Origin of the sequence: Kitasatospora sp. NPDC048194 (genome assembly GCF_043202455.1) — a bacterium.
Classification (GTDB): Bacteria; Actinomycetota; Actinomycetes; order Streptomycetales; family Streptomycetaceae; genus Kitasatospora.
In genome coordinates, this window is sequence record NZ_JBIDAK010000004.1 from 294,237 (window position 1) to 317,508 (window position 23,272).

20 protein-coding genes are annotated in these 23,272 nt (G+C 72.7%); 12 read left to right on the forward strand and 8 right to left on the reverse strand.

The window, feature by feature from the left end:
* Positions 1 to 17: 17 nt before the first annotated feature.
* A complete protein-coding gene (locus ACGF07_RS08305; protein WP_392896570.1) occupies positions 18 to 884 on the forward strand; it encodes a class I SAM-dependent methyltransferase in 867 nt (288 codons plus the stop codon).
* A gap of 162 nt (positions 885 to 1,046) precedes the next feature.
* On the opposite strand, the gene ACGF07_RS08310 is transcribed toward ACGF07_RS08305, so the two are convergent.
* The 4 genes from ACGF07_RS08310 to ACGF07_RS08325 all read right to left on the reverse strand — a co-directional run bounded on the left by ACGF07_RS08310 (position 1,047) and on the right by ACGF07_RS08325 (position 3,459).
* Positions 1,047 to 1,268 (reverse strand): helix-turn-helix transcriptional regulator, encoded by a 222-nt coding sequence (locus ACGF07_RS08310; RefSeq protein WP_350743164.1) that lies wholly within the window; start codon positions 1,266 to 1,268, stop codon positions 1,047 to 1,049.
* Positions 1,268 to 1,759, reverse strand: coding sequence for a DUF2975 domain-containing protein (locus tag ACGF07_RS08315; protein ID WP_392896571.1), 492 nt, complete (start codon positions 1,757 to 1,759; stop codon positions 1,268 to 1,270). Before ACGF07_RS08315 ends, ACGF07_RS08310 begins: the two co-directional genes overlap by 1 nt.
* 307 nt (positions 1,760 to 2,066) lie before the next feature.
* Positions 2,067 to 2,867 (reverse strand): class I SAM-dependent methyltransferase, encoded by an 801-nt coding sequence (locus tag ACGF07_RS08320; protein WP_392896573.1) that lies wholly within the window; start codon positions 2,865 to 2,867, stop codon positions 2,067 to 2,069.
* Positions 2,868 to 3,165: 298 nt separating this feature from the next.
* Positions 3,166 to 3,459 carry a hypothetical protein gene (locus tag ACGF07_RS08325; protein ID WP_392896575.1) on the reverse strand — a complete coding sequence of 98 codons (294 nt, stop codon included), beginning with the start codon at positions 3,457 to 3,459 and terminating at the stop codon, positions 3,166 to 3,168.
* An 87-nt stretch (positions 3,460 to 3,546) separates the two neighbouring features.
* Here ACGF07_RS08325 and ACGF07_RS08330 point away from each other — a divergent pair, with 87 nt between their 5' ends.
* The 11 genes from ACGF07_RS08330 (at position 3,547) to ACGF07_RS08380 (ending at position 17,552) form a co-directional block, all read left to right on the forward strand.
* Entirely contained in the window at positions 3,547 to 4,212 is a 666-nt protein-coding gene (locus ACGF07_RS08330; RefSeq protein ID WP_392896576.1) for a hypothetical protein, read from the forward strand.
* Positions 4,213 to 4,483: 271 nt separating this feature from the next.
* The gene (locus ACGF07_RS08335) at positions 4,484 to 5,362 is read left to right on the forward strand and encodes a helix-turn-helix domain-containing protein (RefSeq protein ID WP_392896578.1); all 879 of its coding nucleotides are present in this window, start codon (positions 4,484 to 4,486) and stop codon (positions 5,360 to 5,362) included.
* Positions 5,349 to 6,209 (forward strand): oxidoreductase, encoded by an 861-nt coding sequence (locus ACGF07_RS08340; RefSeq protein WP_392896580.1) that lies wholly within the window; start codon positions 5,349 to 5,351, stop codon positions 6,207 to 6,209. The genes ACGF07_RS08335 and ACGF07_RS08340 overlap by 14 nt, the downstream gene beginning before the upstream one ends.
* A 307-nt stretch (positions 6,210 to 6,516) precedes the next feature.
* Positions 6,517 to 7,140 carry a histidine phosphatase family protein gene (locus ACGF07_RS08345; protein WP_392896582.1) on the forward strand — a complete coding sequence of 208 codons (624 nt, stop codon included), beginning with the start codon at positions 6,517 to 6,519 and terminating at the stop codon, positions 7,138 to 7,140.
* A 444-nt stretch (positions 7,141 to 7,584) separates the two neighbouring features.
* Positions 7,585 to 8,679 (forward strand): multiple monosaccharide ABC transporter substrate-binding protein, encoded by a 1,095-nt coding sequence (gene chvE / locus ACGF07_RS08350; RefSeq protein WP_392896586.1) that lies wholly within the window; start codon positions 7,585 to 7,587, stop codon positions 8,677 to 8,679.
* A 100-nt stretch (positions 8,680 to 8,779) separates the two neighbouring features.
* Complete coding sequence (mmsA, locus tag ACGF07_RS08355) at positions 8,780 to 10,327, forward strand: multiple monosaccharide ABC transporter ATP-binding protein (protein ID WP_392896588.1); 1,548 nt, start codon at positions 8,780 to 8,782, stop codon at positions 10,325 to 10,327.
* A gap of 3 nt (positions 10,328 to 10,330) precedes the next feature.
* Positions 10,331 to 11,566: a multiple monosaccharide ABC transporter permease gene (gene mmsB, locus ACGF07_RS08360; RefSeq protein ID WP_392896589.1), complete on the forward strand. Its 1,236-nt coding sequence runs from the start codon at positions 10,331 to 10,333 to the stop codon at positions 11,564 to 11,566.
* 524 nt (positions 11,567 to 12,090) lie between these two features.
* Entirely contained in the window at positions 12,091 to 13,149 is a 1,059-nt protein-coding gene (locus tag ACGF07_RS08365) for an expansin EXLX1 family cellulose-binding protein (RefSeq protein WP_392896591.1), read from the forward strand.
* Between the two features lie 127 nt (positions 13,150 to 13,276).
* A complete protein-coding gene (locus tag ACGF07_RS08370) occupies positions 13,277 to 13,807 on the forward strand; it encodes a SigE family RNA polymerase sigma factor (protein WP_350743196.1) in 531 nt (176 codons plus the stop codon).
* Positions 13,804 to 14,580 (forward strand): hypothetical protein, encoded by a 777-nt coding sequence (locus ACGF07_RS08375; protein WP_392896593.1) that lies wholly within the window; start codon positions 13,804 to 13,806, stop codon positions 14,578 to 14,580. Before ACGF07_RS08370 ends, ACGF07_RS08375 begins: the two co-directional genes overlap by 4 nt.
* A gap of 350 nt (positions 14,581 to 14,930) precedes the next feature.
* Complete coding sequence (locus ACGF07_RS08380) at positions 14,931 to 17,552, forward strand: RICIN domain-containing protein (RefSeq protein ID WP_392896595.1); 2,622 nt, start codon at positions 14,931 to 14,933, stop codon at positions 17,550 to 17,552.
* A 145-nt stretch (positions 17,553 to 17,697) separates the two neighbouring features.
* Here the strand turns inward: ACGF07_RS08380 and ACGF07_RS08385 are convergent, their stop codons facing one another.
* The 4 genes from ACGF07_RS08385 to ACGF07_RS08400 are packed head-to-tail and all read right to left on the reverse strand — an operon-like array spanning position 17,698 to position 23,094.
* On the reverse strand, positions 17,698 to 20,094 hold the full coding sequence (locus tag ACGF07_RS08385; protein ID WP_392896597.1) for a glycoside hydrolase family 3 N-terminal domain-containing protein: 2,397 nt from the start codon (positions 20,092 to 20,094) through the stop codon (positions 17,698 to 17,700).
* The gene (locus ACGF07_RS08390; RefSeq protein WP_392896599.1) at positions 20,091 to 20,909 is read right to left on the reverse strand and encodes a carbohydrate ABC transporter permease; all 819 of its coding nucleotides are present in this window, start codon (positions 20,907 to 20,909) and stop codon (positions 20,091 to 20,093) included. Before ACGF07_RS08390 ends, ACGF07_RS08385 begins: the two co-directional genes overlap by 4 nt.
* Positions 20,909 to 21,805: a sugar ABC transporter permease gene (locus tag ACGF07_RS08395; protein ID WP_350743085.1), complete on the reverse strand. Its 897-nt coding sequence runs from the start codon at positions 21,803 to 21,805 to the stop codon at positions 20,909 to 20,911. The genes ACGF07_RS08390 and ACGF07_RS08395 overlap by 1 nt, the downstream gene beginning before the upstream one ends.
* Positions 21,802 to 23,094 (reverse strand): ABC transporter substrate-binding protein, encoded by a 1,293-nt coding sequence (locus ACGF07_RS08400; protein WP_392896601.1) that lies wholly within the window; start codon positions 23,092 to 23,094, stop codon positions 21,802 to 21,804. Before ACGF07_RS08400 ends, ACGF07_RS08395 begins: the two co-directional genes overlap by 4 nt.
* Positions 23,095 to 23,272: the final 178 nt, after the last annotated feature.

A 23,272-nucleotide genomic window follows, 5' to 3' on the forward strand; every position in this document is an offset into this window, starting at 1 on the left:
GTAAGCAGGCGGTAGACATGAGCACGAAGACCCTTGGGGTCCACCCCTCGAACGTGCAGCAGGCACGGGCCTGGGACGGCGAGGAGGGCGGATTCTGGGCCGCGAACGCCGCGCAGTTCGACGCGGCCGTCGCCGGTTACCACACCCGCCTGCTGGACGCCGCCGCCATCGGCCACGCCGAGCGGGTCCTCGACATCGGCTGCGGGACCGGCCGGACGACCGTCGACGCGGCGCGCCGCGCGGCCGACGGCTTCGTCCTCGGGGTCGACCTGTCATCGGAGATGCTCGCCGTGGCGCGGCGGCTCGCCGCGCAGGAGGGCGCGGCCAACGTCCACTTCGTCCAGGCCGACGTCCAGGTCCACGACTTCGGCGCCGATCCGTTCGACGTGGCGATCAGTCGCACCGGCACCATGTTCTTCGCGGACGCCGCTGCCGCGTTCGGCAACATCGCCCGCGCGCTGCGGGCCGGCGGCCGGCTGGTGCAACTCGTCTGGCAGGCGCCCTCGCACAATCCCTGGTTCACCGGGTTCACCACCGCCCTGGCCGCCGGCCGCACGCTGCCGGCCCCGCCACCGGACGCGCCGGGCCCCTTCTCGCTGGCCGACCCGGACCGGGTCCGCGCCGTCCTCACCGCGGCCGGCTTCGACGAACCGGCTTTCGAGGCCGTCGCCGCCCCCATGCACTTCGGCCACGACGCGGACCGGGCGTTCCGGTTCGTCACCGGCCTGCTCGGCTGGATGCTCACCGACCTCGACGAGACCGCCCGCAGCCGGGCCCTGGCCGACCTGCGGACCACGCTCGAGGCGCACGAGACCCGCTCCGGCGTCTGGTTCGACTCCGCCGCCTGGCTGATCACCACCCGGCGAGGGGACGTCACGGGCTGACCGTCGCGCCTGGGCGGGAAGGCCGCACGACCGCCAGGCCGCGCCGCCCACCCCCGAGCCGTGCAGCACCACCAGGCCCGCCGGTCGCTGGCCGACGCCATGGCGTCGCCCGGCGACCGGACGGTGACGGAACACGCCGGCGAGATCCGCCGCCGGAGCATGTCATCCGTCCGTGGCGGCGTCGGCCTCCCACCGCAGCAGGTCGCCCGGCTGGCACTCGAGGACCTCGCAGAGCGCGGCGAGCGTCGCGAAGCGCACGGCCTTGGCGCGGCCGTTCTTGAGTACGGCGAGGTTCGCCGGCGTGATCCCCACCCGGTCCGCCAGCTCGCCCACGGACATCTTCCGCCGGGCCAGCATCACGTCGATGTCGACGGCGATCGGCATCAGATGACCTCGTCCAACTCCGCCTGCAGCTGCGCCGCTTCGACGTCGCGCGCAACGGCCTGGGCGAGCAGCGTGCGCAGCACGAACACGATGAGCGCGACCGCCAGGATGGCGAGACCGATGCCGCCCATGATGAGCGTGACCCCCGGGTCGTCCCGCTGGCCCGGCGCGTTGACGGCCGTGACCGCGAACCACAGCAGGGACGCCGCCACGATCGCGCCGGTCACCACGTCCACGTACCGGAAGGCGGCGTGGGAGAACACGGTGCCGCGGCGCACCATCGTCACCAGCCGCCACACGCAGACCAGGACGACCTGGGCCGACACCATGCCCAGGAGCACGATCACGCGCAGCGGGGTCAGCGGGAGCGATCCGTCCTCCGGATCGTTCCCGCTGATCAACGCCCACGCCATCGACGCCTGCACGAACACCGTGCCGGCGAACACCACTGCGAGCACGGCGCGCAACGCACGCACTGCCAGCTTCCCCATGCCTCATCCCTCCATCGAATCGCGATGGGAATCTATCGTTTCTCGATAGATTAAGCAAAGGTGGGGCGAGGTGAGGACGAGGCCGCAGTCGCGCTCGCGGTAGGCGCGGCCGCTTCCGGGCACGGCGGCTGCGTGAACTGTCCGACGCCCTCGGGCCCGGCCTCCTGGAACCCGGCCGCGCTCGAAGCCGGCCGCGCTCGAAGCCGGCCGCGCTCGGAGCCGGACACGCTGGGAGCACGACGCTCGGAGCCCGACACGCTCGAGCCCGGCCTCGCCAGCGGCGGACCGGGCGAGCCGCCTCCTGCGGTCAGACCGCGCCGCGGAGAACGTACGCCGTCATCGGGGCGGTGACCGGGCCCGGACCGAGGAGCCTTGTCATCTCCTCGATGACGGCGGCCCGGACGGCCGGCCCGTCGCCGCGCTCCTCCACGGCCGCACGCACGGGCGTCCCGGTGAGGAACCCGGTGGCGACGTCGGCGGCCGAGGCGGCCCGGCCCTCCAGCGTCAGCTCCAGCTCGTCCTCGACGGCGAACCCGGCGGCCCGCAGGTCGGCGGCAGCGAGAGCGGGGTCGGAGTAGCCGTGCGGGACGGTCGGGAGGAACTGCGGCGGGTCGGCCGGAAAGGCCCGCTCCAGCCCGGCCTGCACCGCGGCGTCGAAGCCATGCGCGGGAAGCGGCCCCCAGGTGCTGAACAGGAACCGACCGCCCGAGGCCAGCACCCGGCGGACCTCGGTGAAGGCCGCGATCCGGTCCGGGAAGAACATCACTCCGAACTGGCAGACGACCAGGTCGAAGGCGGCGTCCGGGAACGGCAGCCGCTGCGCGTCGGCCCGCCGCCACACCGCGCCCGGCGCCCGGGCTGCCCCGAAGGCGACCATGGCCTCGTTCAGGTCGGTGGCCGTCACCTCGGCCGTCGGCACCGCCTCGAGCAGCGCCGACGTCAACACACCGGTTCCGGCAGCGAGTTCGAGGATCCGCCCGGGGCGGAGTACGGCGGCCCGGGCGGCCAGGTCCGCGGCGAAGGGCCGGAAGAGCACCGGCACGAGGTACTGCTCGTAGGCCGCCGGCATGGACTCGGCCCAGCGCCGATCGGCGTCGCTTCCCGTCATCCACGTGACGGTAGCGGGGCCTCGGGAAACTCCCCTCACGCCACGCCGTCCTCCCACCTCGGGTGCGGCTCGCCCGGGACGGCCCACGACCGGCGGGCAGCGGGCCCGGGCCTCAGCCGGAGTCCCCCGCCCGGATCGCGGGCCCCTCGCTCGCGCGCGTGCCCGGCCGGCCGGGCCCCCCGGTACCTCCCGGCACGGGGCGTCGGCCTCCGTTCGCCACGGCACCGCGCCACGCTCACCCCCCGGCACCGCGGCGCCGCGCGTCGGACACTCCGCCATCCCCTCCGCGCCGGAGGCCCTACCCGGCCTGCTCGTCCGGGGCGTCGGCGAGCCGGGGGTCCGCGGCCCGGGCGTCGCGGATCTCCCCTCGGTCCTCCTCGTGGAACTGCCGGCGGAACTGCTCGCGGATCTCCTGCGGCCCGAAGGGCCGGACGCCCTCGACCTTCGACCAGACCAGGTAGCTCCCGAACCCCGGGCCCCACCCGAAGCCCGGGCCCCGGCTCCCCCGGGGGCCGCAGAACGGGCCGGGCTGGCCGCCGACCACCGCTGCGGTCGTGCGCGGCACAGGCGCGGCGACCGAGGGCGGACCCACTCGCACGAGTCTGGCCAAACGTTTGGCCCGTCGGTTGACCCAAACGTTTGGGTACGGCATCCTGGGCCCCCGAAACAGGGGGTGCCGATGACTCAAGAACCCATACCCGCACTGCTCTTGAAGCCCGTTCCGCTCCGGAGGCTGCCCGCCTACCGGCGCCTGGCCGCCGCCGGTCCGGTAGTAGGCCTGGTCATGCTGGGCGCCGCCGTCAGGGTGGTGGCGCGGTCCGATCGGGCCGGCATCGGCGCCGTGGGCGGCGTGCTCGTCGTCGCCCTGCTGGCCGTGTCCGCCCTGGCCTGGCTGGGCGTGTACCGCTGGCAGCGTTCGCACCGCCAGCGGGTCGCCTATGCGAACGGCCTGCTGACCGTCACCGACCGCCGCGGCCGGAGCTCTTCGGTCGAACCGACCGCGGCCACCGCGCACCCGGTGCGCGGATCCAAGGGCGAGTCCGTGCTCCTGGTGGTGTCGGGCACGGCGGGCCGGACGCCGGTGGTGCTGCGCGCGGAGCACTGGGACTGGCAGCGCCTGCAGGACAGGGTGTTCCGCCCCTGCGGGTTCACCATCGCGCTGGCGTCCGAGCGCGACAGCACGCCACAGGCGCTGCGGACGGCGTACCCGGGGCTGCGGCTGCCGTTCTCCGTGGCGCGGCCGTACCTGTTCGCGGCCCTGCTCACCGTCGGCATCCTCGTCCTGATCGCAGCCGTCGTCGTCCTGGTGTCCCTGCCCTACCTGACGTCGGGCACGGGCTCCTGACGCACGGACCGACCCGGCCCACGGCCCGCCGGTGTCCGTGCCCGACCGGCGAGCCCGGGCCCCTGTCCGGACGCCGGTGCCGGGCACCGCATCCGGGTGCCGGGACCGCGCGCCGGGACCGCAATGCGGGCCCGGGCGCCGGGACCGGCGTCAGCGAGCGAACGGTCCGGGAGCTGAGCGGCGGCCGCGGAAAGCCGGGCCGCTCCCGCCGCACGAGGGTGGGTGCGGCAGGGCTACCCTCCTCTCGCCGCAGGCCCGTACGTTGGTCGGCATGCACACGAAACGGCTGAGTGAGTTCCTGCGGGCCCGGCGCGCACTGGTGCGCCCCGAGGACCACGGGATGCCCGCCGGGGTGCGCCGTACTCCCGGTCTGCGACGCGAGGAGATGGCCGTCCTCGCGGGGGTGAGCACCGACTACTACGTGCGGCTGGAGCAGGGGCGCGAGCGCAACCCGTCGCCCCAGGTCCTGCGGGCGCTGGCGGCCGCCCTGCTGCTGAGGGACGAGGAGGCCGCCTACCTGCGCGCGCTGGTCGATCCGCCGCGTCCCGGACGCCCCGGGCCGGCCCGGGAGTACGCGGGCCCGCAGCTGGTGTCCCTGCTGGACACCTGGGCGGACACGCCGGCGCTGGTCTACGGCCGGTACCTCGACCTGCTGGCCGTCAACTCCCTGGGCGAGGCGCTGTTCTCCTGGCTCGGCAGCGGGACCAGCCTGATCACGGCGATGTTCCTCGAACCGGCTGCGCGGGAGTTCTACCGTGACTGGCCCGTGGTGGCGCAGGGGTGCGTGGCCGCGCTGCGGGCCGCGAATCCCGCTCCGGACGACCGGCGGTTGCAGGACCTGGTGGGCGAACTGTCGGTACGAAGCCCGGACTTCGCCCGCATGTGGGCCCGTCACGAAGTCCGGGCCAAGTCGGCCTCCAGCAAGCGCTTCCGCCACCCGCTGGTCGGCGAACTCACCCTGGGCTTCGAGACCTTCTCCGTCAACAGCGCCCCCGGCCAGCACCTGGTCGTGTACCGGGCCGAAGCCGGCAGCGCCGACGAGGAGTCGCTGGCCTTGCTGGGAAGCCTCGCCCTCGCCGAGTTCCCACCCGATTCCCACGACGTCCACGACGTCCACGACGAAGGACACCTCCCCCATGACCTCCCCTGACTCCCCCGTGTGGTTCATCACCGGCTGCTCCTCCGGCCTGGGCCGGGCACTGGCCCGGGCGGTGCTGGACCGCGGATGGCGGGCGGTGATCACCGCCCGGGACCCGGGCACGGTCGCCGACCTCGTCTCCGGACACGAGGAGCGCGCCGTCGCCGTGGCCCTGGACGTCACCGACTCCGAGCAGATCGCGTCGGCGGTCGCCCGGGCCCGGGCCGCCTTCGGGCGGATCGACGTCCTGGTCAACAACGCCGGCTACGGCTACCTCGCCGCCGTCGAGGAGGGCGAGGACGACGAGGTCCGCGCCCTGTTCGAGACCAACGTCTTCGGCCTGGTCGCCACCACCAAGGCCGTCCTGCCGGGCATGCGGGCCCGTCGCGCCGGCCACATCGTGAACATCTCCTCGCTCGGCGGTCTGGTCGGCTTCGGCGCCACCGGCTACTACCACGCCACCAAGTTCGCCGTGGAGGGCCTCTCCGAGTCGCTCGCCGCCGAAGTCGCCCCGTTGGGGATCAACGTGACGATCGTCGAGCCGGCCGCGTTCCGCACCAACTGGTCCGGACCCTCCATGCGCCAGTCCGCCACCACCATCGACGACTACGCCGACACGGCGGGCGCACGCGGCGCCGGCACGCTGGCCACCTACGGCCGCCAGCCCGGGGATCCGGCGCGCGCCGCCCGGGCCGTCATCGACGCCGTCACGGCCGAGGAGCCCCCGCTGCGGCTGCTGCTGGGCAAGGCCGCGTACGACATCGCCACCGCCAAGCTGGACTCCCTCAAAGCCGCCTTCGACGACTGGCGGGAGGTGACCCTCGGCGCCGACTTCCCCGCCGAGCACACCGCAGGCTGACGGCGCACACCCGCGGCAGCCACCGGCACCACCCGACGGCCGGACCCCGGCAGGGGCGCCGCAGGGGGCGCTCCGGCCGGGGCCGGCCCGCTCGAGCACCGCAATCTGAAACCTGCTCGGCCGCTCCTGCTTCACCGCCCGCCTCCCGGCCGCCGGTGCTCCGCGACCGCTGCGCGGGACGAAGGGCGCCGTGCGGGACCTGCAGTGCGCTGGTCGAGGCCCGGCTCTTCCCCTCGCGGGAACCGGTCCGCGCAGGTCGGCGTCCTCCCATGAGTCCGCAAGATCGACTTCGCCGAAGGGCGCACCCATGACCGGTACGGCTGCCCGCTACCTCTATCTCGCCCGTCACGGTGAGGCATCGCCGGACGAGAGCGAACTGACGGATGCGGGCCGCCGCCAGGCTGCCCTGCTGGGGGAGCGGCTGCGCGGCGTCCCGCTGACGGCGATCCACCACGGCCCCCTCCCCCGCGCCGAACAGACCGCCCGGCTGGTCAGTGAGCAGCTGGGCGGAGTCCCCTGTCGCCGTTCCGAAGCGGCCGGCGACTACCTCCCCTACCTGCCGACGCGCGAGGAGCTGCCGCCGGAGGCAGCGGACGCCTGGATCGAGTTCCTGCACCGGTTCCCGGTCGAGGAACGCGAGCAGGGCCCCGGGCTCGCCGCCTTGGCACTCGCAGAGTTCACGGGGCCGGTCCTCGGAGCCGAACCGCGGCACGAACTCGTCGTCACCCACAACTTCCTCGTCGGCTGGCTCGTCCGAGCCGCCCTCGACGCGCCCGAGTGGCGATGGCTGGGCATCAACCACGCCAACGCGGCCCTGACCGTCATCCGCTACACGCCCGACCGTCCCCCGGCGGTCCTGCTCTTCAACGACACCGGCCACCTGCCCGCCGAGCTCCGCTGGACCGGATTCCCGCCGGAGCTCCACGTCTGAGGCCCGCGGAGGAGTTCGATGACGAACCGTCGGAGGCGATCCGGACCCACGGCCTGACCCTCGCCACGGGCTGACCGCCCCCTCCGGCGGGTGCCGGGTGCCGGTCTTCCGCCCGCCGGCGGGAGGCCGGCGCCCGTGTCGGGACACCCGCGACATCCGGGGTTCACCCGGTCTTCGCGCTGCGGCCTCCCGGGGAAGCTTCCCTCCCGTGATGGACGTTCACGTGGACCGGCCGACGGCTCGCCGCGATCCAACAGTGATCCGAAGGCTCTTGACGGAGACTTTGTTAGCGTTAACACTTCATTTCACGCCAGGCCGGAGCCCTGCGGAGCCGACTCCCTCGATCCACGAGGTCCGCCCCCGGTCGGCCCCCGCTCGACCGCTCCCGGCCACCCGGGCAGCAAGGTGGCGCCATGCCGGTCGCGGAAGATCACTGGAGGAACTGTGCGCAAGCTTTCAGCGGGCCTCGTCGCCGCAGGTCTCGCTCTCTCCCTGGCCGCCTGCGGCCAGAGTGCCAACGGCGCCGGCGACGGCGCGGCGAAGGGGGACGCCAAGGGCGGTCTCGTCGGCATCGCCATGCCGACCAAGGCGTCGGAGCGCTGGATCAACGACGGCAACAACATGGTCAAGGAGTTCCAGGCCAAGGGCTACAAGACCGACCTGCAGTACGGCGACAACGTGGTGGAGAACCAGGTCTCCCAGGTGGAGAACATGATCACCAAGGGCGCCAAGCTGCTCGTGATCGCCGCCATCGACGGTTCCTCGCTCACCAACGTGCTGCAGAAGGCGGCCGACGCCCACATCCCGGTCATCTCCTACGACCGGCTGATCCGCGGCACGAAGAACGTCGACTACTACGCGACCTTCGACAACTTCAAGGTCGGCGTCCTCCAGGGCGGCTACATCGTCGACAAGCTGGGGCTCAAGGACGGCAAGGGGCCGTACAACATCGAGCTGTTCGCGGGCTCGCCGGACGACAACAACGCCACCTTCTTCTTCAACGGCGCGATGAGCGTCCTCAAGCCGTACATCGACCAGAAGAAGCTGGTCGTGCAGAGCGGCCAGACCGAGTTCAACCAGGTCGCCACGCTGCGCTGGGACGGCGGACTCGCCCAGTCCAGGATGGACAACCTGCTGAGCAAGGCCTACACCTCCGCCCACGTCGACGCCGTGCTCTCGCCCTACGACGGCATCTCGATCGGCATCATCTCCTCGCTCAAGGGCGTCGGCTACGGCACCGCCAAGTCCCTGCCGGTCGTCACCGGCCAGGACGCCGAGCTGGCCTCCGTGAAGTCGATCATCGCGGGCGAGCAGACCCAGACCGTCTACAAGGACACCCGCCAACTGGCCAAGGCCGCGGCCCAGATGGGCGACGCGCTGCTGACCGGTGGCAAGCCCGAGGTCAACGACACCAGCCAGTACGACAACGGTGCCAAGACCGTCCCGGCGCAGCTGCTCCAGCCGGTGAGCGTCGACAAGGACAACTACCAGCACGTGCTGGTGGACAGCGGCCAGTACACCGCCGACCAGCTGAAGTAGTCCACCGGGCCCGCCCGGCGGGGCCGGCTCCCGACCGGCGGTGCGGGGCCCGGCGAACCCGTGGCCACCGCACCGCCCCGAACGATACGGACGCACAACCATGGCTGGACCCGTTCTCGAGATGCGGTCGATCAGCAAGTCGTTTCCCGGCGTCAAGGCGCTCTCCGAGGTCAACCTGACCGTCGCCGCCGGCGAGGTCCACGCCATCTGCGGCGAGAACGGCGCCGGCAAGTCCACCCTGATGAAGGTGCTCAGCGGCGTCTACCCGCACGGCAGTTACGAGGGCGAGATCCTCTTCGAGGGCGAGCCCTGCCGCTTCAGGGACATCCGGGCCAGCGAGCAGCGCGGCATCGTCATCATCCACCAGGAGCTGGCGCTGGTGCCGTACCTGTCGATCGCCGAGAACGTCTTCCTGGGCAACGAGCACGCCACCCGGGGCGTCATCAGCTGGCACCGGACGCTCACCCACGCCGGCGAACTGCTCCGTCAGGTCGGCCTGGACGAGAGCCCGCAGACCAGGGTCGCCGATCTCGGGGTGGGCAAGCAGCAGCTGGTGGAGATCGCCAAGGCGCTGGCCAAGAAGGTCAAGCTGCTCATCCTGGACGAGCCGACCGCCGCGCTGAACGACGAGGACAGCCGCAAGCTCCTCGATCTGATCCTGGAGCTCAAGGCGCAGGGCATCTCCTGCATCGTCATCTCGCACAAGCTGAACGAGATCGCCCGGGTCGCCGACGCCGTGACGATCCTGCGCGACGGGCGCACCATCGAGACCCTCGCGATCGGCCCGGAGGGCATCTCCGAGGAGCGGATCATCCGCGGCATGGTCGGCCGGGACCTCGAGCACCGCTACCCCGACCGCGTCCCGGACGTCGGCGAGGTCGCCCTCGAGATCGAGGACTGGAGCGTCCGGCACCCGATCGACCAGCAGCGCCTGGTGGTGGACGGTGCCTCGCTGAACGTGCGGCGCGGCGAGATCGTCGGCATCGCCGGCCTGATGGGCGCCGGCCGCACGGAGCTCGCGATGAGCGTCTTCGGCCGCTCGTACGGGCGCTGGAGCGGCGGACGGGTGCGGCTGCACGGCCGGGAGATCCGCACCCGGACGGTGCCGGAGGCGATCGGGCACGGCATCGCGTACGTCACCGAGGACCGCAAGCGCTTCGGCCTCAACCTCATCGACGACATCAGCCGGAACATCTCGCTGAGCGCGCTCGGCAAGGTCGCCCGGTTCGGCCGGGTCGACCGGCACGAGGAGGCCAAGGTCGCCGAATCGTTCCGGCGGTCCATGAACATCAAGGCCCCGACGGTGTTCACCCGGACCGGCACGCTCAGCGGCGGCAACCAGCAGAAGGTCGTCCTCAGCAAGTGGATCTTCGCCGAGCCGGAGGTGCTGATCCTCGACGAGCCCACCCGGGGCATCGACATCGGCGCCAAGGCGGAGATCTACGCCGTCATCGCCGAACTCGCCGCCCAGGGCAAGGCCGTGCTCGTCATCTCGTCCGAACTCCCCGAACTCCTGGGCCTGTGCGACCGGATCTACACCATGGCCGAAGGCCGGATCACCGGCGAGGTGGCCCGTGCCGACGCCACCCAGGAATCCCTCATGCGGCTCATGACCATGAGCGCCGCATCCAGCAACGAGCAGGTGTGAGGCATGGCCCAGACCGAGATCATCCCGGATTCGTCCCCGAAGGCACCGCAGGCCGGCCCGAGCCCGACCGCCGGCTCCGTCCTGGCCCGCGCGCTGCGCGGCAACGTGCGCCAGTACGGCATGCTGGTCGCCCTCGCGCTGATCGTGCTGCTGTTCCAGATCTGGACGGACGGCATCCTCCTCCAGCCGCTCAACATCACCAACCTGATCCAGCAGAACGGCTACATCCTCATCCTGGCGATCGGGATGATGATCGTCATCATCGCCGGGCACATCGACCTCTCCGTCGGCTCACTGGCCGCCTTCGTCGGAGCGGCCGCCGCGGTGATGATGGTCCGCCACCACGTCCCGTGGCCGGTGGCGATGCTGGCCGCGCTGGTCATCGGCGCCCTCGCCGGCGCCTGGCAGGGGTTCTGGATCGCCTACCTCGGGATCCCCTCGTTCATCGTCACCCTGGCGGGCATGCTGCTCTTCCGCGGCGGCACCCAGATCCTGCTCCAAGGCCAGTCGGTGGCGCCCTTCCCCAAGGGCTTCCAGAGCATCAGCAGCGGCTTCCTCCCCGAGGTCGGCCCGCACACCGACTACCACAACCTCACCCTGCTGCTGGGCCTCGCGGTGCTGGCCGTCGCGCTCCTCCAGGAACTGCGCGGCCGGCGCCAGACCGCCGCGTACGGGCTGGAGGTGCTCCCGCTCGGACTGTTCCTCGCCAAGCTCGCCGTCATCACGGCCGCCGTGCTCGTCTTCACCCTGCTGCTGGCCAGCTACCACGGCGTGCCGATCGTCCTGCTGATCCTCGGCGCCCTGCTGGTCGGCTTCGGCTACCTGATGCGCAACTCGGTCATCGGCCGGCACACCTACGCCATCGGCGGCAACGAGGCCGCGGCCAAGCTGTCCGGTGTGAAGAGCAAGCGGGTCGTCTTCCTCGCCTTCACCACCATGGGCGTCCTCGCGGCGCTCGCCGGGCTGGTCTTCGCCGCGCGACTCAACGCCGGCACCCCCCAGGCCGGCATCAACTTCGAACTGGAGGCCATCGCCGCCGCCTTCATCGGCGGCGCTTCCGCCAGCGGCGGCGTCGGCACCGTCATGGGCGCGATCATCGGCGGCCTGGTGCTCGGCGTGCTGAACAACGGCATGTCGCTGGTCGGCGTCGGCACCGACTACCAGCAGGTCATCAAGGGGCTGGTGCTGCTCGCAGCCGTCGGATTCGACGTCTACAACAAGCGCAAAGCCGGTTCCTGACCCCCTTCGACCGCGGGCGGGAGCAGCACCGTGATTGAGGGCACGGTGCAGCTCCCCGCCCGCTCGTCACCTCTCCCGGTGGGACGGTGACGGAGGTGTCCGGCGCGGCCCGGGAGGAACTCCCGGGGGCGTCCGGCTGGTGGACCTCGCCCCGGCGAGCGGCCGCCCGGCGGTGGCGGCCCCGGCCGGCCCACCAGCGCGCCCGGCGCAGGCGGAACGACTGCGGCCACGGGCCGTGCGCGCCGGCCGAGCGACCGCTGGGGGACCACCTCTCCGTCACCGCGCCCAGGCGGCGGACCGACACCACCGCCCGCCCATCGCTCACCCACCGTCCGCCCGCGGCTCAGTCACCGTGCGCCCGCGGCTCGGTCACCGTGCGCCCGCGGCTCGGTCACCGTGCGCCCGCGGCTCGGCCGCCGCAGAAAAAATCCCGCACCGGCGCGGCAACCTTTCCGTCTCCGGCGACCACTGGTCGCTGAAACGTCGAGTCGATCCACCGGGTCGAGCTACCGAATGGGATGGGAATGAGGGCAACGAAGCACGCCGCCCGGCAGTCGGGCCGCCGGCGGTCGAACCCCCGGCGCGGGCTGGTGCTCGGCATACCGGTGACGCTGGTGGCGGTCGGAGTACTGGCCTGCCTGGCCTTCGCGCTCCTCCGGGGGAGCGGGAGCCGGGACGCCGGCGCCGCGGAGCCGGCCGCCGCCTCCGTCGGGGCCACCGCGCCGAGCGCGCCCCAGGACGCCGCCGCACCGGCCGACCCCGCACCCTCGACGGCAGCGCCGTCGGTCAGCGGCCCCGCGACCTCGGCCGCCGCCACCCCGTCAGCCTCGGGCAGCGCGACGCCGTCGGCCACCGCGGCGCCGCGACCGTCGACCCCCACCGCCACCAGGGCCACCGCGCCGCCGCCGAGCGCCGGCAAGGCCGCCGACGACGCCTCCGGCGGCGCACCGGCCGCGGCGTCCCTGGCGGGGCGGATCAAGCCCGGGGCGAACTACCAGGGCGTCGCCACGTCCTACGACGCCGCCGACGGCAACGGCGCCTGCTCCTTCGGGCCGTCCGGCGACCTGATGATCGCCGCGATGAACCACACCGACTACGAGACGTCCAAGGCGTGCGGCGCCTCCGTGCTCGTCCGCGCCGCCAACGGGGCGAGCGTCACGGTGCGGATCGTCAACGAGTGCCCGCTGCCCTGTGCCCCCGGACAACTGGACCTGAGCCACGAGGCCTTCGCCAGGCTCGCGGACCTCTCGGTCGGCCGCCTGCCGATCACCTGGACGCTGCTGAGCCCGGGCACGGGGCCCGCCGCGGTGTCGCTCCGGTACAAGGCCGGCTCCAGCCAGTGGTGGTGCGGGATCCAGGTGATCGGACACCGGAACCCGGTCGCCTCCCTGGAGGTCCGGGCCGGCGCCGGCTGGCGGCAGCTGTCGCGCACCGACTACAACTACTTCCTCTCCCCCGACGGCACCGGATGCGGTGGCCCGGTCAGGATCACCGACATCTACGGGGAGCGACTGACCGTCGACGGGATCGCGGCGGAGCCGGACGTCGTCCAGCCGACCCGCGTCCAGTTCGCCCGGCATTGACGGCGCTGCTCGCCCGTCGGCCGTCGGCGACGGCCGTCCAGGGCCACCACCACCGCACCAGGGAGGCACTGCTAGGCTCATGCCGCTTGTTAACGCTCACATAGCAGGGAGAGGGCGACCGGGGGAAATGCTCCTCGATGACGCGTCCGCGGAGTTCCACGACTTCTTCGAACGCCACCACGCCGAACTCGCCCGTCTCGCCCACCTCCTGACCGGTGAGACGGACGCGGCCGACGACCTCGCCGCAGACGCCCTGATCGCCCTGTGGCAACGCTGGGACCGGCTGCGCGCGGCCGACCACCCGCTCGCCTACGCCCGCGGGGTGGTCGCCAACATGGCGCGCGCCCGGATCCGCAGCGCGGTCCGCGAGCGGCGCCGGGTGCTGCTGTTCTGGACCCGCGGCCCGGAGCGGACCGAAGGGCCGGACGTGGCGGCCGTGCTGGACGTCCGTGCCGCGCTCGCCAGGCTCCCGTTCCGCAAGCGGGCGTGCGTGGTGCTGCGCCACGCCTTCGACCTGTCCGAGAAGGACACCGCGGCGGCGCTCGGCATATCGGTCGGTACGGTGAAGAGCCAATGCTCGAAGGGCATGGCCGAGCTGCAACAGCTGCTCGGCGCGCGAGCGGTCGGAGAACTGGCGGCAGGAAGGAGGAACCGGTGAACGAGCACATCGCCCGGCAGCTGCGCGAGGCCGCCGAGGCCCACCAGCCCGACCGCGCAAGGATGCTGGCCCGGATGCAGCGCGGCGCGGTCGGCCCCGCTCCCCGTCACCGCGCGCGGTCGGGCCTGCGCTCGTGGCCGAGGGCCGCGCTCGCCGGCCTCGCCACCGCCGGGATCCTGGCCACCGGCGGCCTCGCCGTGGCCGCCATCGTCCAGACCCGGCCCTCGCCGGAAGCCACCACCACACCTGCGGCCCCGTCCCCGACGGCCACGCCCTCGCCGACGCCCTCGGCCCCGCCGACCACCTCGGCTCCGGTCCCGGCGCCCGCCGCGACCACCCCGGCCACGGCGCGCCCGACCCCGTCCGCGACCGGCCGGGCCCAGAACGGCCCGTTGTGGTCGGAGGCGTCGGTCGACGCGCACAGCAACCTCTACTGGGCCCAGAGCGACCTGATCCTGAGGACCGCCCAGCCGCTCACCTCGCTCACCGTCGAGCTGCGCATCGCGCAGACCGGCGACGTGCGCGACACCGGCAACTGGCGGACCCTGCCGAGCGAGGACTTCACCGTCACCTCCCAGGAGTCCGGCGGCGTACTGGTCTACCGCTGGGTCCTCAAACCCGGCCGTACGGTGCCCGCGGGGCAGCACGAGTTCGCGGCGCAGTACAACCACGCCCCGGGGGTGCGCAGCTCCGCGAGCGACAGCTACCGGGTCGACGCCCAGTCGGCGGGCGGCTCCTCGTCCGTCGGGGGAGGCTTCGCCCCGGCCCGCTGAGCCCCGGCACGCTCAGTCCCGGCACGCTGCGGCCCGGCACACCACGCGCATGCGCACCACGACGGCGCCCGCTCGAACGAGCGGGCGCCGTCGTCCGGTTCGGACGCGGGAGGTCCGGGCGCCGAGACCGGCCCGGCGTGGGCGTCCGCCGCGCGGCCGCTCCGCCATCGGCACCCCCGTTCGGCCGGCATCCCCGAGAACGCACCGACGACGGCCGCCGAGAAAGTCCCGGGCGCGCGGCAACCTTTGCGGCGTCCGCGACCACAAGGAGGTGGGTCCGGCCGGTTCCGGTGGTCGGATCCGCCCTTCTCGTGTCTCTCGTGACCGGTTCGCAAGGAGAACGTCTACCCATGAGCAACCCCACGAACGGCAGGCGCCGCGGGCGTCACCGCCGTCGCTGGAGCGCCACCGCCGTCCTGATCGCCGTGCCCGTCGCCGCCGCCTCGTACCTGTTCGTCCACCAGGAGTCGCAGGCCGCGACGGTCGAAGGCGACGCCTACTACCGGCTGGTCTCCGTCCGCAGCGGCCAGGTGCTGGACGTCAACGCCTTCTCCACCGCCGACGGCACCCGCATCCAGCAGTGGACCGACCAGGACACCGCCAACCAGCAGTGGCGGCTGAGGCCCACCGGGGACGGCTACTACGAGCTGGTGAACCGCAACAGCGGCAAGGTGCTGGGCATAGCGGGCGGCTCGACCGACCGGGCGGCCGTCGCCGAGCAGCAGACGGACAGCTCCTCGCCCGCCCAGCAGTGGCACATCGACGACGTGGGCGGTTCCGGCGCCGTCACCTTCACCTCCCGCCGCAGCGGTCAGGTCCTGGACGTGTCCGGGGCCTCCGAGGCCCGGGGCGCACAGGTCATCCAGTGGCCCCGCCACGGCGGCGGCAACCAGCAGTGGAAGCTGGTGAAGGCGGGCGGGGCCCAGCCGTCGGGGAGCGGGCCGTACGTGTGGCAGAACGCCCCGGTGGCGGGCGGCGGGTACGTCACCGGGCTGGTCTTCAACCAGAAGGAGAAGGGCCTGCTGTACGCGCGCACCGACATGGGCGGCGCCTACCGCTGGGACGCCGGGGCCGAGCAGTGGATCCCGCTGACCGACTGGATCGGCGAGAAGGACTGGAACCTGCTGGGCATCGAATCGCTGGCCACCGACCCGGTCGCCCCGGACCGGCTCTACCTCGCGTCGGGCACCTACACCAACGACTGGGCCGGCAACGGAGCGATCCTGCGCTCCACCGACCGCGGCCGCACCTTCCAGCGCACCGACCTGCCGTTCAAGCTGGGCGGCAACGAGGACGGCCGCGGCGCGGGCGAGCGCCTGGTGATCGACCCCGCGAACCACGACACCCTGCTGCTGGGCACCCGCAAGAACGGCCTGTGGCGCAGCACCGACGCCGGCGTGACCTGGAACCAGGTCCCCTCCTTCCCCGTCAAGGACGGGGCGGGCTTCGGCACCGGCATCTCCTTCGTGACGTACGGCCCGGCGGGCAGCAACACGATCTACGTCGGGGTCGCCGACAGGTCGACCAGCCTCTACCGCTCCACCGACGGCGGCAACAGCTGGCAGGCCGTCCCCGGTCAGCCCACCGGCCAGATGCCGCAGCACGGGGTGCTCGCCGGTGACGGCACGCTGTACCTGACGTACTCCAACGCGCCCGGCCCCAACAACGTGACGGCGGGCTCGGTGTGGAAGTACGCGCCGTCCGGCGGGACGTGGAAGAACATCTCGCCGTCCCAGGGCAGCTACGGGTTCGCCGGTCTGGCCGTCGACCCGCAGAAGCCGTCCACGGTGATGGTCACCACCCTGGACCGCTGGTGGCCCCAGGACGAGGTCTACCGCTCCACCGACGGCGGTGCGACCTGGAAGGCCCTGGCCGACAAGTCGGTGCGGGACGCCTCCGCCGCCCCGTACCTGGGCACCGGCATCGGGCACTGGATGACCGCCCTGAGCATCGACCCGTTCGACTCCGGGCACGTGATGTACGGCACCGGCAACGGCATCTGGGCGAGCAAGGACGCCGACGCGACCGACGGCGGCGGCACCAGCCACTGGTTCGTCGGGGCCCGCGGGCTGGAGGAGACGGCGCTGACGGACGCGATCTCCCTGCCCGGCGGTGCCCCCCTCATCACCGCGATGGGCGACCAGGGCGGCTTCCTGTACGACGACGTGACCAAGGAGCCCTCCAACCGGCTGACCAACCCGACCATCTACCAAGGCAGTTCCCTCGACTTCGCGCAGTCCGCCCCCTCGCTGGTGGTCCGGGCCGGCCAGGGCGGCGAGCAGGGCGGCGGCTACTCCACCGACGGCGGCCACCACTGGAACGGCTTCAGGACGGCGCCGGTGCCCGGCGCCCACAGCGGCCACATCGCCATCGCGGCGGACGGCTCCAGCATCGTGTGGACCCCGGCCGGTCAGGCCCCGTACCGCTCGACCGACCAGGGGGCGAGCTGGTCGCGGGTCAACGGCCTGGGCAACGACGCCGTCGTCGTCGCCGACCGAGCCTCGTCCGGGACCTTCTACGCGCTGGTCGGCGGCACGCTCTACGCCAGCACCGACGGCGGCGCCGGCTTCGGCGCCCGCGCCACCAACCTGCCCGCCGGCCGGCTCAACGCCGTCCCCGGCGTCGCGGGTGACCTGTGGATCTCCGGCGGCGGGAAGGGGCTGCTGCACTCCACGGACGGCGGCCGCAGCTTCACCACGCTCTCCTCGGTGGAGTCCGCCGCCGGCCTCGGCTTCGGCAAGGCCGCGCCCGGCACCGCGTACCAGGCGCTCTACCTGATCGGCCACGTGAAGGGCGTCGCAGGCGTCTTCCGCTCCACCGACCGGGGCGCGAGCTGGGTCCGCGTCAACGACGACGCCCACCAGTGGGGCAACTTCGCGGGCAACCCCACCATCACCGGGGACCCCAACACCTTCGGCCGCGTGTACGTCGGCACCAACGGACGCGGTCTCCAGTACGGGACCCCGTCCTGACGCCGACTCCCTCCCTGGGCGGGGCCGCGGGCAGACCCGGGGGCCGCGCGCCAGTAGGCGCAGGAACTCCGGGGCGGCCCGATGCGGAAAACGGCCCATCCGGCGCCCCCCGTGCGGGCGGCCGGGCTCGAGGGGCCCTCCTCTCTCACGGGCCGGGAGCCGGCGGGAGGTCGTGAACGGTGATCTCCGGGTGCAGTCGGCGGGTGTGGTCGAGCGGGCGGGCCGGACCGGTCAGGCGCAGCGGCACGGTGAGGCGGGGATCGGTGCTGGAGGCGGAGATCCGCAGTTCCAGTGCGCCGGGTTCGACGATCCGCCGGCCGTCGCGGCCGGTGAACGAGGCCAGGTCGGCGGGCACGGTCAGCTCCACCCGGCAACCCGCTCCGGCGTCCAGCGGGATCCGCCGGTAGCCGATCAGCCGCTGCACCGGCTGGACGACGGTGGCGACCGGGTCGTGGAGGTAGAGCTGCACGACCTCGGTGCCCGCCCGGTCGCCGGTGTTGCGGAGCCGGAAGGCGAGCCGGAACTCCCCGTCGGTGCCGGTCTCGCCGGTCCGCACCTCCGGATCGGACCACGTGAACTCGCCGTAGCCGAGCCCGTGTCCGAAGCCGAAGGCGGGCGTCGGGTCGGTGCTGGAGACCTCGCCGGCCTGGGCCAGCCGAGCGCCCAGGTAGGTGGAGGGCTGGACGCCGGGGTGGCCGGGGACGGAGACGGGCAGCCGCCCGGACGGGTTGACCCGACCGCTGAGCACGCCCGCGAGCGCCGCCGTCCCGGCTTCACCGGGGAAGAAGCACTGGACGATCCCGGCCGCCTCGGTGACGGCCCGCCCGAGTGCGTACGGCCGCCCGGCCAGCAGGGTGACCACCACGGGTGTGCCGGTGTCCAGCACCGCCTCCATCAACTGCCGCTGTTGGCCAGGCAGTTCGAGAGAGGCGGCATCGCAGCCCTCACCGCTGGTGCCACGCCCGAACAGCCCCGCCCGGTCACCGAGGGCGAGCACCACCACGCCGGCCCGCCGGGCGGCGACCACGGCCTCGGCGATGCCGGCGCCCTCCTCGGTACCGGCGGTCCCGCCGTCGACCGTCACGCCGCGCACCGTCCGCAGCTCGCTGCCGGGGAACTCGGCCGCCAAGGCCTCGCGCAGGGTCGGGAGTTCGATGCCGAGCGGGGTCCCGGGGTGCTGTCCCCCGACGTGCACCGGGAAGGAGTAGCAGCCGAGCACCGCGGTGGGTTCGTCGGCGTTCGGACCGATCAGCGCGATCCGGGGTGGCTCGCCCAGCGGCAGCAGGCCGTCGTTGCGCAGCAGCACCACGGCCTGCTCGGCGAGGTCGGCGGCGAGCGCACGGTTGGCGGGCCGGTCCAGGTCGACCAGGCCGCGCAGCGCCGCCGGGTCGCTCAGGTCGGCGCCGGCCAGGGCGGGGGGTACCGGGCTCCAGTCGGGGTCCAGCAGCCCGAGTTCGGCCTTCTGGGCCAGGACGCGGCGCAGCGCCCGGTCGATCAGCCGCTCCGGGACGGTGCCCTTGATGACGGCGTCGGCCAGTGGCTGTCCGAAGGCGTCGACGGTCGGCAGTTCGACGTCGACTCCCGCGGCCAGGGCCTGTGCGGCGGCGTCGGAGCGGTCCTCGGCCACGCCGTGCAGGGTCTCGAGGAAGGCGATGCCGAAGTAGTCGGCGACGACCGTGCCGGTGAACCCCCAGGTCCCCCGCAGCAGTTCGGTGAGCAGGGCCTCGTCGGCGGTGGCGGGGAGGCCGTCGGTGTCGGTGTAGGCGGGCATGACCGAGCGGGGCCGCCCTTCGCGGACCGCCATCTCGAAGGGCGGCAGGATGACGTCGGCGCGTTCGCGCGGGCCCATCGACACCGGGGCGAGGTTGCGGCCGGCGCGGGAGGCGGAGTACCCCGCAAAGTGCTTGAGGGTGGCGACGATCCCGGCCGACTCCAGGCCCTGCACGTAGGCGGTGGCGATGGTGGCGACCAGGTACGGGTCCTCGCCGATGGTCTCCTCCACCCGCCCCCAGCGGGCGTCGCGGACCACGTCGAGAACGGGTGCGAGGCCCTGGTGCACCCCGACGGCCCGCAGGTCGCGGCCGATGGCGGCGGCCATCGCCCTGACCAGCTCCGGGTTGAAGGCGGCGCCCCAGGACAGCGGCACGGGGTACGCCGTGGCTCCCCAGGCGGCGAAGCCGGCCAGGCACTCCTCGTGGGCCAGGGCCGGGATGCCGAAGCGGTTGCCCGCGGCGATCCGCTGCTGGGTGCGCAGCAGGGAGAGCGCGCCGAGCGCCGGGTCGACCGGGGCGGTGCCGAACGGCCGGGTGAGCTGGCCGAGTCCGTACGGCAGGAGGGTGTCCAGGTCGGGCGGTGGCTCCATGTCGGTCTGGTGCGGGGCGACTTCGTCGCCGTCGGCGTCGGCGCCGACCCAGACGCCGACCAGTTGGGCGGTCTTCTCCCGCAGGGTCATGGCGGCGATCAGGGCGTCGGCCCTGGCCTCGGGGGTGAGCGTGGTGTCCCGCCAGGCGGGCTCGGGCCCGGGGGTGCGGTGGCCGTTCATTTCCCTCCCACTCCCGTCAGGCCCTGGACCAGGGCGCGGCGGGCGAACAGGTAGACGACGAAGACGGGGAGCATGGACAGCACCACGGCGCTGAGCAGTCCGGGCACGTCCACGCCGTGCTCGGTCTGGAACTCGTACAGGCCGAGCGTGATGACCTTGGTGGAGTCGGACTGGGTGAGGATCAGCGGGAAGAGGAAGCCGTTCCAGGCCTGGAGGGCGGCGAAGACGGTGATCGAGGACAGTCCGCCCTTGGACAGCGGCAGCACCAGCTGCCGGAACACCCGCGCCGGGGACGCGCCGTCCATCGCCATCGCCTCGTACAGCTCGGGGCTGATGTCGCGCATCGCGCCGGTCAGCACCAGGGTGCAGACCGGCAGGCAGAAGGCCGCGGTCGGGAGGATGACGCCGATCAGGTGGTCGTACAGGCCGGTCTGGCTGATGACGAAGAACATCGGCACGATCACCGCCTGGGCGGGGATCGCCAGCCCGAGCAGGAACAGCCGGAACACCCACCCGGTCGCCCGGCCGCGGGCGCGCACGATGGCGTAGGCGAGCGGCGGGACGACCAGCAGCACGACGGCGACCACGCCGGCGGTCACGGTCAGGGTGTTGAGGAAGTCCCGGCCGAAGCCGTTCGAGAGGTCGGTCAGGTAGTTCTGCAGGGTCCACTGCGCGGGCAGCGTCAGCGGGCCCTCGGTGGAGTAGTCCGCCCGGGTGCGGAAGGTGGCGATCAGCAGCACGTACAGCGGCAGGCCCACCAGCACCAGCCACGCCAGGGAGCCGAACCCGGCCAGGACGTTGGGGCGTCGGCGCATCACAGCCCCTCCGCCGTGCCGCGCATCCGGTCGTAGCCGGAGATCCGGACCACCGCGAGCGAGATCAGGGTGGCGACCGCCACCAGGACCAGCGCGATCGCCGATCCGGTGCCGAAGTCGAAGCCCTTGAAGGCCTTCTGGTACATGTAGTAGGCGGTGACGGTGGTGTCCGTGCCGGGGCCGCCCTGAGTGAGGATCAGCACCGTGTCGAAGGTGGTCAGGCCGCCGACGACCATGAGAATCACCGAGGTGATGACGGTGTTGCGCAGCTGCGGCAGGGTGATGTGGAGGAACTGCCGTACCCGGCCCGCGCCGTCGACGGCCGCGGCCTGGTAGAGCACCTGGGGGATGGCCCGGGCGCCGCCCTGGTAGATCAGCGCGTGCAGCGGGGTGAACTGCCACACGCCGACGAAGGTCAGCACCGCGATCGCCCCGCTCCTGCTGCCGAGCAGGTTGCCGTCGCCGAACAGCCCGGTGAGCTGGGCCGGTACGCCGAAGTTGGGGTCGAGGACGGCCCGCCACACCACCGAGACCGCGGTCGCCGAGAGCAGCAGCGGCACGAAGTAGATCGCCGAGAGCACGGCCCGGTTGCGCTGCTGTCCGGCGGCCCAGACGCCCAGCAGGATGCTGACGGGCGTCTGGGTCAGCACGCCGAGGGCGGTGAGCAGCAGGGTGGTCCAGACGGACCGGAGCATCACCGGGTCGTCGAACAGGGCGCTCCAGTTGTCCAGGCCGTTGAAGCGCGGTTCGCCGATGCCGTCCCAGCTCGTGAAGGAGAGCACGACGACCAGCAGCAGCGGTGTGATCGCGAACAGCAGGAAGAACACCGCCGCGGGGAGCGCCCAGACGAAGCCCGGGCGGGTCGCCTCCGCGCCGGGCCGCGTGCGGCGCGTCATGAGGCCGGCAAGGCCTGCATGGCCTTGATGAAGCCGTCGGCGTCGATCCTGCCGTCGAAGAACTCCTGGACGGCGGTGTGCATCGGGGTCATCGCGCTCGGCGGGTAGGCCTGGTCCCAGGAGAGCTGGAACGAGGGGGCGCTCTTGACCAGCCGGTACTGGTCCTTGGAGTAGGCGGGGCTGGCGGAGAGGTCGAGGAGGTTCTCGGTGCCGGTGGTGGTCGGCAGGTTCCCGATGGCCAGCTGCGCCTTCACGAACTCGTCGGAGTACATCAGTTCGAGGAACGCCGCGACGGCCTCCGGGTGCTTGGTCCTCTTCAGCACGGAGTAGAAGTTGTTGGTGTTGCCGACGACGTCGGCCGCGTCCCCCTTGCCGCCGCTCAGAGCGGGGAAGGCGGCGTAGCCCAGGCCCGACGTGGCGAAGTCCGGGTTGGCGTCCTGCTGCGTGGAGTAGTACCAGGAGCCCATGAGCTCGAATGCGGCCTTGCCCTTGGCGACCAGGGCCGGGGAGCCGCCGTCGGTGAACTTGACGGAGTCGAAGTTGCTCCCGAAGGCCCCGGCGTCGACCAGTTGCCGGAGGGCGGCCAGTGCCTTGCGGCTGTCCTCGCTCGCCCAGGCCTCCTTGTCGCCGCCGCGGGCCCGCTGGAACAGGCCGGGGCCGGCGATCCGGTCGTAGAGGTACTCGAACCACATCAGGGTGGGCCACTGGTCGCCGCCGCCGAGCGCGATCGGCGTGATCCCCTTGTCCTTCAGGACCTTGGTGGCGGCCAGCAGGTCGTCCCAGGTCCTCGGCGGGGTCAGTCCGGCGTCCGCGAGCACCTTCTTGTTGTGGAACAGCAGGACCGGCTGGGTGCCGCGCATCGGCACTCCGTACGGCTTGCCGTCGATCACCGCCGAGTTGAAGACCGCGGGCAGGAAGTTGTCCTTCAGGCCGGGGTCCTTGGCGATGAAGTCGTCCAGCGGCAGCAGCAGCCCCGCCTTGGCGAAGGACTGGATGGAGCCGCCGCCCCAGTTGAAGAAGACGTCCGGGGCCCGCGGGGTGTTGATGACGGTCTGGAGCTTCTGCTGGTAGTCCGCGCCGGGGACGGTGTCGAGCACCGCCTTGACCTTGGAGGTCCGGTTGAAGGTGTCGACGATCTGCTTCTCGACCTTGTTGGCGGCGTCACCGTAGACCAGCACGTGGATCGTCCCGTCTCCGGCACCGGAGGAGTCCCCGCCGGAGCCGCAGGCGGCGGACGTGCCCAGGACGAGTGCGGTGACCAGGGTGACTGCGGCGAATCTCGATCGCATATCCTGCCCTCTGTTTCGAATGTTTCGAGCAAGTTGCCGAATGTTCTGGAAAACTAGAACCGGCCTGACCGCCAGTCAAGAGTGCGGACGGGATCGGCCCGGCCCGCCCGCGGGCTAGCATCCGTGCGGTACGGACCGCCTGCGGCCGTGCCCGACAGCCATCCACGACGGAGTCCGC

Bases quoted from the DNA above. Each gene is read 5' to 3' on its own strand.
- ACGF07_RS08305 (WP_392896570.1), top strand. From the start codon at position 18: ATGAGCACGAAGACCCTTGGGGTCCACCCCTCGAACGTGCAGCAGGCA.
- ACGF07_RS08310 (WP_350743164.1), bottom strand. From the start codon at position 1,268: ATGCCGATCGCCGTCGACATCGACGTGATGCTGGCCCGGCGGAAGATG.
- ACGF07_RS08315 (WP_392896571.1), bottom strand. From the start codon at position 1,759: ATGGGGAAGCTGGCAGTGCGTGCGTTGCGCGCCGTGCTCGCAGTGGTG.
- ACGF07_RS08320 (WP_392896573.1), bottom strand. From the start codon at position 2,867: ATGACGGGAAGCGACGCCGATCGGCGCTGGGCCGAGTCCATGCCGGCG.
- ACGF07_RS08330 (WP_392896576.1), top strand. From the start codon at position 3,547: ATGACTCAAGAACCCATACCCGCACTGCTCTTGAAGCCCGTTCCGCTC.
- ACGF07_RS08335 (WP_392896578.1), top strand. From the start codon at position 4,484: ATGCACACGAAACGGCTGAGTGAGTTCCTGCGGGCCCGGCGCGCACTG.
- ACGF07_RS08340 (WP_392896580.1), top strand. From the start codon at position 5,349: ATGACCTCCCCTGACTCCCCCGTGTGGTTCATCACCGGCTGCTCCTCC.
- ACGF07_RS08345 (WP_392896582.1), top strand. From the start codon at position 6,517: ATGACCGGTACGGCTGCCCGCTACCTCTATCTCGCCCGTCACGGTGAG.
- mmsA (WP_392896588.1), top strand. From the start codon at position 8,780: ATGGCTGGACCCGTTCTCGAGATGCGGTCGATCAGCAAGTCGTTTCCC.
- mmsB (WP_392896589.1), top strand. From the start codon at position 10,331: ATGGCCCAGACCGAGATCATCCCGGATTCGTCCCCGAAGGCACCGCAG.
- ACGF07_RS08365 (WP_392896591.1), top strand. From the start codon at position 12,091: ATGAGGGCAACGAAGCACGCCGCCCGGCAGTCGGGCCGCCGGCGGTCG.
- ACGF07_RS08370 (WP_350743196.1), top strand. From the start codon at position 13,277: ATGCTCCTCGATGACGCGTCCGCGGAGTTCCACGACTTCTTCGAACGC.
- ACGF07_RS08380 (WP_392896595.1), top strand. From the start codon at position 14,931: ATGAGCAACCCCACGAACGGCAGGCGCCGCGGGCGTCACCGCCGTCGC.
- ACGF07_RS08385 (WP_392896597.1), bottom strand. From the start codon at position 20,094: ATGAACGGCCACCGCACCCCCGGGCCCGAGCCCGCCTGGCGGGACACC.
- ACGF07_RS08390 (WP_392896599.1), bottom strand. From the start codon at position 20,909: ATGCGCCGACGCCCCAACGTCCTGGCCGGGTTCGGCTCCCTGGCGTGG.
- ACGF07_RS08395 (WP_350743085.1), bottom strand. From the start codon at position 21,805: ATGACGCGCCGCACGCGGCCCGGCGCGGAGGCGACCCGCCCGGGCTTC.
- ACGF07_RS08400 (WP_392896601.1), bottom strand. From the start codon at position 23,094: ATGCGATCGAGATTCGCCGCAGTCACCCTGGTCACCGCACTCGTCCTG.